Here is a 12752-nt window from a genome sequence, read left to right on the forward strand (position 1 = left end):
ATAGACGTAAGATAATCACGTAAGTTATATGAATAAAGATATATTAAAAAGCAAAATCATATTATAGAATTTGAGTAAAAAAAGGAAGGTGTCGTTCCATGAAAACAATGTGAATAACATGGCAAAATATTTAAATACACCATTAACAGCACCCGCATACCCCGTACCAACCTAAAAAAGAACTAACGGTTGAAATTGAAAGATTAAATATATTGTTAACAAATTAAGTAATAAACATAATTTTGATTTACAACATTCGAGTGTTCTTCATGTCAGTCAACAACTTGAACTTTTAATAATAAAATCAAAGAAAGTTTTTTAAAAAAGGAAGTTTAATATGTTTAAATTAATTTCAACAGGAATTTGTTGTATTGTCGTTACTATTTCACTAGCCGGCTTTTCGTTATTTATAAATAATACTGCTAAGCAAAATTCCCTGGTGGAGAATCAGCATAAAGGGAAGCAAATTAATAAGCAAAAGCAAGCACATTATAATTTCCAAAATCGTACAGTTGTTGTCTCAAATCCTGAAAGCATTCCCGTGCTGGTGAACAAACAAAATAAACTGCCTGACGGCTATGTGCCCAAAGACCTTATTTTTACCCAAATACCGTTTGTTCCTACGCCGGCTGATTCAGAAAAACGCGAAATGAGAAATGAAGCTGCAGCTGCTATAAAAAACCTTTTTGATGCTGCGAAAGCACAGGGTGTGAATTTCTTAGGAGTTTCGGCTTACAGATCGGAAAAGACACAAATTTCTCTTTTTAATACTTATGTTAAAAGGGATGGTTATCTAAAAGCGAGAACCTATAGCGCCCTTCCCGGGACAAGCGAGCATGAAAGTGGACTGGCAATCGACGTGACAGAAGGAGATGGCAAATGCGCTGCAGCTGATTGCTTCAGTGATAGTGCTGAGGCCAAATGGCTACAGGAGCATGCAGCGGATTACGGTTTCATCATCCGCTATCCAAAAGGGAAAGAAGCCATTACAGGCTACCAATATGAACCATGGCATCTTCGTTATGTTGGAAAAAAACTCGCAAAGGAAATCACGAGCCAAGGCATTACACTAGAAGAATACTACAATGCTGTTAAAGTAAATAAATAAAAGGGAATAATAAGTGACAGGCACCTTGTGAAGAATTCACATGGTGCCTGTCACTTTTCTAGCAGCTTGCTAGCAGGCTTATTGCCCTCTAAATTCCAGTAATCTTTGAATAAGGGTGGTATGGTAGCTATTAGTCTTTTTCAATTGGACACCAAAATTATCCTTGAATACACCTTTATTCCCAGCCATAAATGATTTCATTAAAACAGACTATTACGTAATTTAGAGAAAACGAGAGATATTCCTTTCTATGTAGAGGGAGTGGAATAGGACAGAATTATTTACCTAATCCTGTCCATTTATAAGGCTCTCTAAATTACTTAAATCACTTAGTTTTAGTTATAATCAGCCTTTGATGATAAATTTAAAAACGTCCCGTTACCTTTAAGGCTTTAACTTTGACATCCCTGTATTCGTAATTTCAACTTCCACTTGAATGTCTCTTAGTGAATTCTGTGTGAAGGGGAATGACTTTCTGCTTGTCAACCGCTTCCAATCTGCATATCGATGGCGGAACATGGTTTCCTCCAAATGGTAGACGTCTACATTATTTTTCAAACCTGCGGTATACGTTGAGCGAATCTCAGCCTTGATTCTTGCTTCGGCTTCTGCTTTCAACTTTTTAGTTGTCATTGGGACGTTCAACTGGTTTAATTCACCGTGAACTTTGATGTGCAGGTTGTAGACGTGCTCTCCATTCGCCGAAAGCTTAGATTTCACGCTTACCTTAAGCTTCTCAAAGTACAGGACTGCTGTAATGTCCCCTTTGTCATCATTCAAAGCAAGTGCTGTATGAGTGGTATTCTCTTCCAACCACCGCACCCCCAGTAAATCATCCTTGGACATCCAGCGCGGCTTCTTCTTTGTATGGTAAATAATCGCTCCATTAATTATCATCTCAGGCATTTTTTTCTTTTTTTGTTTCCAATTATTCTTGTCGATTGAAAGTGTCGGCACAATAATTGAGGTACTTGGTTCCGAATAAAGTGCTACAAATTCCAAAAACTTCAGCGGCCGGATCATGGAATGCTGCTTGTAATTGCTTTCTGGGGAGTTCAGTTTCGTAAAAAGCGGAGACGAAGGAAACATTGGTGTGATGGAGAAAAGATCATCCATCGGTTCCTCTGTTGTAAAAATCCAAGGCGTTAACCTTGCCTCAGAACGTTCAAACATATCTATTGTTTGATTCAGATGCATTTGCATCGCTTTCTGTGTGAACACCACCGACGATACTTGCCCAATATGAACTTTTTGCTGTATGCTATTGTACAAATTATTCCACGCTAACAAAAATGTGGAGCCAGTGGCCTTGCCCACCCATATGTTGGAGGAAGCTTCCTCACTGCTGGCACCTTCCACTTTACCTACAGTAGCAAAGTCGACCATCTGGGTGTACACGACAAACTGATTATCTACGTAATCAATGCCAACTGCTGAGACGTATGACATGTCCTTCAACACCTTGTAATCCCAGCACCCAGTCAAACTAAGCACCACGAATAGCAAAATCAGCAAGAGCAATAGGCGATACTTTTCACGCTTCATTCTGAATCATCCCCTTGCTTATGCGTTTTTTTCGTCCGCAGAAACTTCGGTGGCGTTCGTTGAAAAGGTTTCGGAAATTGAATGAGCGATTTGATCGAGTCAGCGTCGAGTGGATCGATCAATTCAGACAAGAAAGGCATACCAAACGATTTTAACGTTGACATGTACAGTATGATAGAATAATTAGCTATTAAAAACCCAAAAAGGCCGAGAACGCTCGACAACACCAGCACGAATTGCCGCATAAAAATGATCGCCGATGAATATGATTGGTTGACTAGTATTAACTGCGCCATAAACGATATCGCTACGATTACAATAATGTTAGGAGAAGTAAGTCCTGCACGTATAACGGCATCGCCGACGATTAATCCTCCGACAACCGATACGGTTTGTCCTACCTGCCGTGGCAAAAGTTTACCAGCCTCACCAAACAGTTCATACAAAAAGAGCATAGCAAATAGTTCAAAAGGAGGAGAAGTTGGGATACCAGAGCTATTTAACGATATTGTTGCCATTAGAGGAAATGGAAGATGCTCCGTATGATATGATACTAGCGAGATGTACAATCCCGGTAGCATCACAGTTATGAAATAGGCGAGATATCTCATCAACCGCTCAAACGTAACAAAAAAATACGGCATGTACATATCTTCAGCCGATTTTACCAAATACTGAAAATTGATTGGGGCGACCAAAGCGGCAGGTGCCCCATCAATCAAAATGCAAAACCGCCCTCGCTGTAACGATTCCACCACATAGTCGGGCCTCGTACTGTAGGAAATTAACGGCAGAAACGAAAAAGGCGAGTCGGCAAGCAAATCCTCTAGCGGGGAGACGCCGTTGACAATGTCCACGTCAAGGGAATTTAGCCGCTTTCTTGCCTCTTTCAACACTTCCTCGTTCAGTACATCGGAAAGGTACATCAGGGAGATTTTGGTCTGGCTTCGTTTCCCGACCACAAACGATTCATTGCACAGTGTGGTACTCCGTACCCGCTTCCGAAGCAGAGCTACGTTGGTCTCCACTGACTCCGTAAACGAGTCGCGTGGTCCTTTCACTGACACTTCATAGGTGGATTCTTCCGTCTGGCGCTGAGGAAGTTTAGCGACATTCAGCGAGAACAACTCGCCTGACCCTTCAAAAAGCAGCAAAAGTTCTCCCGCAAATACCTTCCTAACAATCTCCTGCTCTACCGCATTTCGACTCCCTTCCAGCGAGACAGGAAGCAAAGGTAACGATTTGTTTTGCTCCAACTGTGGAAGCACCACTTGATTAATTTGCACAGGATCAGCCAGTCCTGTGCAAAAGAGGAGCAGTACCTTCTCGACATGAGGCTCTGTTCCATATTCATGTAACTGGACTTGTACATCGGCACAAGCGGTGAAAAGGCTTCGTAATTTCTGCTCTTGAATTATAAAAGACATGGAGATTCACCCTCGTTTATATTGGATCGTGTAGCTAAAGATCAGGAGAACTAGTGAGATTAGAATGACCATAGGAATAAGTAATGGAAAATAATGATTTTTCAACATGCCATAGTATTCCGTATCGGAGATCGGTACCAAAGCAAGTACCAACACTGCACAGCTAATTACCCACAGCGTACTCTTCCTTACTCGTTTACTCTTGAAATTTAGCACATCCACACATAAATACAATGACATTGCAATGCGGATTACTGCCCCCGACATCCATTGGAAAAATGATATAAAGTCAAAATGTGTAATATATGTAGTTAATTCCGCCAAACGCCATTCCTCATAAGCCGGGTGTCTTTGTTTTGTGGCGAGATGCGGCCCGAACTCCGCAATGGCTGCAAGAAGCGGTCCAAGTGTAAGCCCCACAAGGATTATTCCAATCATAACTAAATGCCAAAATTTTACCTTCTGTTTTATGTGATGCTGAAATAGTAGAAGAAACAAAATCTCCACTAGGCCGCCAGTCGAGTACAAACTGCCTTTCCAGACCGGCCCCCAGCCGTTTTGCATCATAGGCAGCAACCAAGAATAATGCTTGTATGGTATGTTAGTCAACATGACAAAAAAACCGAACAAAACCACCATTGGCAGGAAGAGAGCAGACATTTGTGCAATCGAGGAAATCCCCGCAAGAGCTGTCATTGAACAGAGGAGCATGATGCAAAATGCAATGACAAAGATCGGTGTCGCTTTCAAAAAGTCGATGGAAATCCAATACGTTGTTTCTTTTAGTGTTATTATCGTAATGGCCAGCAGGAAAAGCTCTAACGGGATAACAATCAAAAGAAAAGCCAAATTTCCAAATTTCTGTTGAATCAATAGCATTAACGATTGCTGATTTGTTTTTCGCATGATGTAATATAGGACACCAAGCCACAAAAAAAAGGGCGGAATGGACACGAGTACCGAGATCCACGCATCTCTTCCTGCTTGGTCGAGAAGAAGTGGTAACACGAATACATGATTCATCAATCCAGTCGAGAGAATGACGATCATTAAAGCCGGACTTCTGAAAATTTTCGTAGTATTCATACCTTACAAATTTTCATTCCCTTGCATCATTTTTAATAATGGTAGATTTTCCTCAATACTTCCACTTTATTCCTAAACCGTAAGATAGTTTTTTTTCTATATTACTTGGAGGGATGAATATGCATCTCTAACCACAAAGGATCTGATTTAGGCTGATTCGGACAGAAAGTTGTATAAAAAACCGCCTTTTGTAGCCGATTAAAAATAATCTGAATCTTGTTACTATAAAACCAGTTGAAAAACTCAATAAATTGGAGAAGAGAGTGTTTCTGGTGGAAGTTCTCAATATCTCAGCATGTAGCTAATTCAAAGAATAAATCATTTTCAAATGGAGGAATATCCATGCAAGAAAGTATTGATTCACGATTCTTTCGTAATGCCTGCGGTCAATTCTTAACGGGTGTAACGATTGTGACTACTAACGGGGAGAATGGAAAGCCCGTGGGAATAACGGCAAACTCATTTACGTCGGTTTCTTTAGGTCCTCCACTTATATTAGTTAGCTTGGATAAAAAACTAGGTTCCTATAGTGCGTTTATGAATTCCGAAGGGTATGCCGTACATGTACTGGCAGAAGAGCAACAAGAATTATCAGGACACTTTGCCAAACGTGGTATAGATAAATTCCAGGAACTTGACTATAAGGAAGGATTGTATCATGTGCCTGTGATTTCAAATACATTAGCTGTGTTTGAATGCAGAGTAGACCAAAAAGTGGACGCCGGAGATCACACATTACTACTCGGCAGAGTGGAGAAAATCCAAATTAACGATCCAACCCGTCGCCCATTAGGATATTTACGGGGACGTTATATCGTACCGGAGAGCAGGAAAAAGAGCTAACAAAATAAGGTGTCACTTTATATAAATAAATCCATTTCTCATTTAAGGGGGAACGTCCTCCTAAAGGAATAGAATTTCAAGTTGGGGTAGATCATTGGATGTTGGATCTGCAATTCTAAATTTTTTCGGGGATTCAATCGAAAAATGGAGGAATTGACACTTACCTATTAGTAAGTTAGAATTGCTCTAAAGAAAATCGGAAAATACAAATTATTGATTTAGCATTACAGTTGATTCAATAAAAAGGGTATGTAGAGTTTAAATAGAAAAAGGGGAATGAAAACTTGGATAAAATATATTCTATGAAAGAAGCACTGATTTTTAGTCAAAAAGTGGCTCAATTAAGCAAGGCACTTTGGAAAGTGATTGAAAATGATTTACAACAATGGTTAAAACCATTTAACTTGAATATTAGTGAATACCAAATTTTATGGGTTGGCTATCATTTACACGCTGCATCTATCTCCGAAATTGCGGAATTAGGAGTCATGCATGTTTCTACCGCATTTAATTTTTCCAAAAAGTTAGAGGAACGAGGGCTTCTACAATCTTTAAAAAGAGATGATAATAAAAGAAATACGTATATTCAACTTACTGACAAAGGAAAAGAAATTATCATTAGGTTGCTCGAATCTTACCAGCCAGAAGAAAATGACCTTGTTTCAGCAACCCTTCCATTAAGGAATATATTTGGGAAATTCCCTGAGCTATCTGAACTAACGGCCATTATTCGAAATACGTTCGGTGAAAAATTTATTAATACTCATGAACAGATGTTTCAGCATTTTGAAAAAGAATTTATTGATGAGAAGGAAAAGTGATAACCTAATTATGAACCATCCTACAAAATAATTTACCTATTACTAGGTAGATGCCTGTTTTAGTTAAACTTCCATTACTTTGAAAAAAGGGAAATCACTCTATTTTTTCAATGTAAGTTTTTATGATAGGCTCAGAAACTAAAACTCACTTAATAAGGCGGGAGAATATGGAGCAAGTACTAACATCACTGAATAAATCAGATATTGAATTTCATCCAGGCCAAATCAGGTTTAAAGGGGAACGATTTATTCTGATGAATGCCGAAGCTTTAGGATTGCTCAGTCGTGACCTTATTTCTACATTAGGGCGTGAAAGAGCAAGGGCGTTCCTCCTGCGTTATGGGTGGGAATGTGGTTATAAAGATTCGATTTCGATAAAAAAATTATTTCCAAATGCTTCACTTGAATTTCTCCATCAACAAGCTCCTATTTTTCATATGCAAGAAGGTGTTGTGCAGGTTGATTTACAAGGTCTTCGTGTGGATAATGAACAGAATAAGTTTTATATGGAAGGAGTTTGGTTAAATTCATATGAAGCAGATCAACATATTCAACATTTCGGTTTCGTCAAAGATCCGGTGTGCTGGACATTAATTGGATATGCAAGTGGGGTTTCAACTGGGATTTTTGGACGGAAAATATTGTATAAAGAAGTGACTTGTGTTGGTCGTGGGGATGCTGAGTGCCGGTTTGTTGGAAGAACGGTAGAAGAGTGGGGAAATGAAATCGAACAGGAATTGTCTTATTATGGGGAAACCAAAATTGCTGAAGAATTAGAAGAGGCACATCGGCATATTCAAAAACAGCATATGATGTTACAACGAATTTTGGACATACATTGTGAGCTAAGCCGGATGGTTCTTTCAGGGCAGAGCAGGCAAGCTGTCATAAATACAATCGGACAAATGGTCAATTCGCCTGTAATTGTCCAAGATAAATATTTTCGGCCGCTTTCGTGGTGGCTGCCGAATAAGAAAAATTCAAGTATTGACCCATACCTTATCAAACCCGAAAAGAAGCTTTCTTCAGAATTTCACCTTAAGCTTAGACTGTTAGCTGAGGAAAAATGTGCGAAGGATTTTATTGTTTCGGATGAGCCAACGTTTCTAAACAGGACAATTGCCCCAATTGTTCTTGGCGATGAGATAATGGGCTATTTATCAGTCATCCATGTTGAAGGAACAGATAGTGAACTAAGACAAATGATTACCGAGCGCGCTGCTGCTGCTATGGCAGTAGATTTATTGAATGAAAAAACGGCATTGAATACAGAACATAAATTAAAAGGTGAATTTCTTGATGAATTGTTATCCGGTACAACACCTATGGAACAATTAGGTAAACGAGCAAATTTTATGGGATATGATTTTGGAAAGCCGCACCGATTTATGCTTGTAAAAATTATTCAACAGGGAAAAGGTAATTGCCTGATTGAAGATCAAGACCTGCCTATGAATCTTCGTAATGAATTATTAAATATTGTTCGAACCAAACTTCACTCTTCTACGAAGAATGCTTTAATTGTAGAGCGAAGAGGGGAGATTATCCTTTTGGGCCCCTCTGATCCAAGTGGATTAGATTTCCAAAAGGTAGCAAAAATCCTGCAAGAACGACAGCAGCAATTATTTGCAAATATTAAAACTTCTATTTGTATTAGTCGTGAGGCGATGTCGATTGAAGTACTTCAAGCCTTTTTTGAAGAATGTTCAAACATGATGCAGGTCATGACTCGCTTAGGACGGACAAGTGAAATATTTTTAGTGGAAGAAATGAACATATTTGACTTACTTTATGCAGGATCTGCCCAAGAACAACTTCTTACGTATGCAACACGAACGCTCGAAAAGCTTCTCAAATATGATGAAGAAAGTGGTGGAACTACTCTGATCTCTACCCTTCACATTTTTCTTGCAAATGAATGCAATCTTCAAAGAACTGCAAAAGAGCTGAATGTTTCACTAAGTGGCTTGAAGTATAGAATTCAGAGATTAAAAGATATCGGAGAGATTGATTTTAATCATGCCGATCAAAAATTTAATCTTCAGCTTGCTTTAAGAATTCTGAATGCCAATGGGAAGATTAACTTATTAGAAATATAAAATCATATGAATCATGTTAAAAGGAGAAAAATCTTTGTTTTCTCCTTTTTTCATATTATGTGGGATTTTTCATGAAGAACATTAGGAAATGGCTAGTAACAACTGTAGAGGTAGAATGTTATGATATTAAAAAATAATACATATACATTCTACAACGTGTGCAAAATAGTTCTTAGGCGGCTTTTATTTCTTGTTCCACTCTCATGACAATAAAAGAGGAAAAATACAATTTGAAAGTGGACCTTGCCAATAAGTTTATTAAAAAAAGGCAAAGGAATTTATTTATGTCCATAGGAGCTCTATTTTACTTATCAATTAGTCTACATAAAAACCTTACCGTTCTAACTGAACAATTTAATGATTCATCTAATTTGAAAATACGAAAATTAAACGTCCAAGATTCCATCAAAAAAGAAGCCGCCATTATTTATTAGGATGGAATCACGAATGTTCAAAACATCCAAGAGAATATTCTATCCCCTTTATTAAAAATAACAAGAATCGAAAATATTGAGTCAGTTGTAAAAGATCATCTATCAATTATTGATGTAACAGTTGAGACTTCGATCGAAAAAATTCTGAATGGTTTAACAAAAGGGAAATGTTTTGTTTTAATCGATGGCTATAATCAGGGAATTCTTGCAGATGTCGCAAATTGGCAAACAAGATCCGTGTCAGAACCTAATACTCAACGAACACTTAAAGGCAGTTTGGTTGGCTTTAACGAATAATTTCAAGTGAATTTAAACCTCTTACAGAATATGATCCAGACGCAGAAACTGAATATTGAATCGTATCAAATTGGAAATGAATCTAAAACAGATGTTGCATTGCTATTTGTTGATGGCTATGTCGATGAAAGGATACTTGAAGAAACAAAAAAGAAGATCAAACAGATTGACGTCACGTATTTATTGGAAGCTCGTGTCATTGAAGATGCATTAGAGGAGAAAAAAACGTTATTTCCGTTAGTGTTTACGTCCGAACATCTGGATGTAACGGTATCGGCATTATTTGAGGGGCGAGTCGTGATTATCGTAAATGGTTTACCATTTGTATTGATTGTACCATCTCTCTTTATCCATTATTTTCAACAACCAGATGAATACAATTTAAAAGCTGGACGTTTTGGAAGTCGAATCTTGCGATTGTTCAGTTGGTTTTTATCACTTCTATTACCTGCAATTTATGTCGCCATTGCTCGATTTCATATAAGTTGGTTTCCATTACCATTTGACAGAAAGTTATTAACGAGTTCAGAAACGCTGTTGCCTTTTGTATGGGAAGTATTCTTTCTCTTATTTATTTATTATTTGCCTACTGAAGCAACTCTTCGAATCCCAAAAACATCCGTCTTATTAGTTACACTAATTGGGACAACTGCTGTTGGAGAGACAGCTCTTTCTGCTAAACTCATTCACCCTTTAACATTAATTGTGGTCGGAGTGAACTTTTTGACAAGTATCAATATTTCCGCCGGTGGCTTATGGGGGGCTTTATACTTACTTCGTGTTTTATTTGTATTGGTTGGATATTTTTTTGGAGTGTCAGGCATTATTTTCGGCATTCTACTATTAATTTTGTATATGGCATCGCTTAAATCGATAGGTGTTCCCTATTTATCTCCCTTCATCCCATTGAGTCTGCGTGAAATGAAAGACGTAGTCTTTAGAGGAGATTTACGAAAACTCATTAACAGTAAACATACCTTTCCTCATAAAGAAAATAATGGAAAGTAACTTGCTTTAAGAATTGAATGCCAATGGGAAGATTAACTTATTAGAAATATAAAATGCAAATGAATCATGTTAAAAGGAGAAAAATCTTTGTTTTCTCCTTTTTTGTCTTGTTAAGGCGAATTTTTTCATGAAAAACAGTAGGAAATGGCTAGTCACAACTGTAGCGGTAGAGTGTTATGATAATCAAAAAATCAATATAATATAAGGAGATACAGTAAAAAATAGTGATTAAATCAAATAAAAAAGAATCATTATATTTATAAATGGAAGGAGCAACATGATGAAAAAGTTGCTAATGAAAATGAGCTCCATTTTGATTATATTATTACTTATTAATGGTTGTTCGCAGAATATTACAAATAATAATAGTGAAAAAATGGATAAACAAAAAGAGACTAATATTAGCCAAACTAAAGGTAGCCAAAATACCCAAACTAAAGATACTCAAAAGACCACATTACCACCAAAGATAGATCCCATTCAAGAGCAACTAAAAAAGATCACTTTAAATGAGAAAATCGGGCAAATGATCATCGCGGGATTTGATGGTACTACTGTTAACACAAATACACAAACTCTAATAAATAAATATAAGGTAGGCGGGTTAATCCTCTATCAACCTAATGTTAAGGAAGCTGCTCAATTAGTAAACTTAATAAATGCCATTAAGACTACAAATAGCAAGAATAAAGTACCATTATTTATATCCGTCGACCAGGAAGGCGGCAGGGTACACCGAATGCCAACATCAATCCAAAACACACCAAGTGCAAGAATCATTGGAAATAAAAATGATGAAAATTATGCATATAATATCGGCAGGGTGATTGCCAATGAATTACAAGATTTTGGGTTTAACACAGATTTCGCTCCCGTTCTAGATATCCAAAGTAATCCTAATAATGCAGTTATTGGGGACCGTTCATTTGGATCAAATTCCAGTGTTGTTTCAAAACTAGGAGTTAGCATGATGAAGGGTATTAGTTCTGGTAATATCATTCCAGTTGTAAAACATTTCCCTGGTCACGGTGACACTTCCGTAGATTCTCATTTGGAACTTCCATTAGTAAAGAATGATCTAACAAGACTAGAAAAGATTGAATTAGTTCCTTTTAACAATGCTTTCAAAAATCACGCTGATATGGTGATGGTTGCGCACATATTAGTTCAAAAAATTGATCCTAATTATCCAGCCTCTATGTCAAAAGCTATTATTACAAATCTATTGCGTAAACAATATGGATTTGGAGGGGTAGTCATTTCAGATGATATGACAATGGGCGCTATTGTTAAGCACTACAAGTTGAAAGATGCAGCTGTAAGGGCAATAAACGCGGGAAGCGACATTATATTAGTTGGTCATGGAATGGATAATGTGGCTACTGTCTACAACAGTATTTATTCAGCAGTGACTAATCATACCATTTCTGAAGATACGATAAATAAGAGTGTTTACAGGATTTTATCTTTGAAACATAAATATAATCTTAATAATAATAAAGTTTCACCTGTAAATGTCAGTAATCTAAATAATCAAATAACAAAAGCTATTTCAAATACTACGACGACGAATATAACAAATAGTAAATTACTTTTAAATATTGTAACTAAAGCAAAAGAAGGTTCCATAATAAACGCTGATTTTCATATAAAAAGTACTACAATTGATGATGTAAGAAAGAGTTGGGGAAAAGAAGATAAAAGCGAGTATGTTGCTGCAGCGAAAGGCACCTATTCCACTTATAGCAACAAACATGTAGTTGTGGCTTATAATAAAGGGCAGCAACTGTTTGAGATTCGATCTTATGATTCTGGTTTAAAAGCCTTAACCATTCAGGATATAAAGAATTATTTTGGGTCTCCGAAAACTGATGTTAAAACAACTAACAAGGAAGAAATTATCAGCTATACAGTTGGAGCCAATACATTAAAGTTTGTTTTTTCTACAGGGACCCAAACGTTGTATCTTGATCATTACTCCATTTATAATGCATCCTTAGCTAATAATAATATGGCAAGTTAAATGACGACATAACATTTTTTGATGTAAGTTAAATTTAGAAAAATACTATTAACATTTAAAT

The 12752-nt window shown here is 37.1% G+C and carries 8 protein-coding genes and 1 pseudogene; 6 read left to right on the plus strand and 3 right to left on the minus strand.

Translation table 11 applies throughout. The annotated features are described in order from the left end of the window. The first annotated feature begins 337 nt into the window (after positions 1-337). Entirely contained in the window at positions 338-1108 is a 771-nt protein-coding gene (locus V7161_RS18010; protein WP_335714340.1) for a M15 family metallopeptidase, read from the plus strand. Positions 1109-1492: 384 nt separating this feature from the next. On the opposite strand, the gene V7161_RS18015 is transcribed toward V7161_RS18010, so the two are convergent. Genes V7161_RS18015 through V7161_RS18025 form a run of 3 tightly spaced genes read right to left on the minus strand, consistent with a single transcriptional unit; the run spans position 1493 to position 5130 of the window. Next, positions 1493-2653, minus strand: a complete 1161-nt coding sequence (locus tag V7161_RS18015) for a Ger(x)C family spore germination protein (RefSeq protein WP_335714341.1) — start codon at positions 2651-2653, stop codon at positions 1493-1495. Next, positions 2650-4080 carry a spore germination protein gene (locus V7161_RS18020; RefSeq protein WP_335714342.1) on the minus strand — a complete coding sequence of 477 codons (1431 nt, stop codon included), beginning with the start codon at positions 4078-4080 and terminating at the stop codon, positions 2650-2652. The genes V7161_RS18015 and V7161_RS18020 overlap by 4 nt, the downstream gene beginning before the upstream one ends. Before the next feature lie 6 nt (positions 4081-4086). Beyond that, positions 4087-5130, minus strand: a complete 1044-nt coding sequence (locus tag V7161_RS18025) for a GerAB/ArcD/ProY family transporter (RefSeq protein ID WP_335714343.1) — start codon at positions 5128-5130, stop codon at positions 4087-4089. A gap of 378 nt (positions 5131-5508) precedes the next feature. Between V7161_RS18025 and V7161_RS18030 the strand changes: the two genes are divergently transcribed. The 5 genes and pseudogenes from V7161_RS18030 (at position 5509) to nagZ (ending at position 12691) form a co-directional block, all read left to right on the plus strand. Further along, entirely contained in the window at positions 5509-6009 is a 501-nt protein-coding gene (locus tag V7161_RS18030) for a flavin reductase family protein (protein WP_335714344.1), read from the plus strand. Positions 6010-6311: 302 nt separating this feature from the next. After that, complete coding sequence (locus tag V7161_RS18035) at positions 6312-6830, plus strand: HTH-type transcriptional regulator Hpr (RefSeq protein WP_420491640.1); 519 nt, start codon at positions 6312-6314, stop codon at positions 6828-6830. 167 nt (positions 6831-6997) lie between these two features. Next, a complete protein-coding gene (locus V7161_RS18040; RefSeq protein WP_335714346.1) occupies positions 6998-8929 on the plus strand; it encodes a XylR N-terminal domain-containing protein in 1932 nt (643 codons plus the stop codon). A gap of 440 nt (positions 8930-9369) precedes the next feature. Beyond that, positions 9370-10668 (plus strand): annotated as a pseudogene (locus V7161_RS18045) (spore germination protein). 280 nt (positions 10669-10948) lie between these two features. Further along, positions 10949-12691, plus strand: a complete 1743-nt coding sequence (gene nagZ / locus V7161_RS18050) for a beta-N-acetylhexosaminidase (RefSeq protein WP_335714347.1) — start codon at positions 10949-10951, stop codon at positions 12689-12691. The last annotated feature ends 61 nt before the right edge of the window (positions 12692-12752 follow it).

The sequence above is a fragment of the Neobacillus drentensis genome (assembly GCF_036965425.1).
Taxonomy (GTDB): domain Bacteria; phylum Bacillota; class Bacilli; order Bacillales; family Cytobacillaceae; genus Neobacillus; species Neobacillus drentensis_F.

Bases quoted from the DNA above. Each gene is read 5' to 3' on its own strand.
- V7161_RS18010 (WP_335714340.1), top strand. From the start codon at position 338: ATGTTTAAATTAATTTCAACAGGAATTTGTTGTATTGTCGTTACTATT.
- V7161_RS18015 (WP_335714341.1), bottom strand. From the start codon at position 2,653: ATGAAGCGTGAAAAGTATCGCCTATTGCTCTTGCTGATTTTGCTATTC.
- V7161_RS18020 (WP_335714342.1), bottom strand. From the start codon at position 4,080: ATGTCTTTTATAATTCAAGAGCAGAAATTACGAAGCCTTTTCACCGCT.
- V7161_RS18025 (WP_335714343.1), bottom strand. From the start codon at position 5,130: ATGATCGTCATTCTCTCGACTGGATTGATGAATCATGTATTCGTGTTA.
- V7161_RS18030 (WP_335714344.1), top strand. From the start codon at position 5,509: ATGCAAGAAAGTATTGATTCACGATTCTTTCGTAATGCCTGCGGTCAA.
- V7161_RS18035 (WP_420491640.1), top strand. From the start codon at position 6,312: ATGAAAGAAGCACTGATTTTTAGTCAAAAAGTGGCTCAATTAAGCAAG.
- V7161_RS18040 (WP_335714346.1), top strand. From the start codon at position 6,998: ATGGAGCAAGTACTAACATCACTGAATAAATCAGATATTGAATTTCAT.
- nagZ (WP_335714347.1), top strand. From the start codon at position 10,949: ATGAAAAAGTTGCTAATGAAAATGAGCTCCATTTTGATTATATTATTA.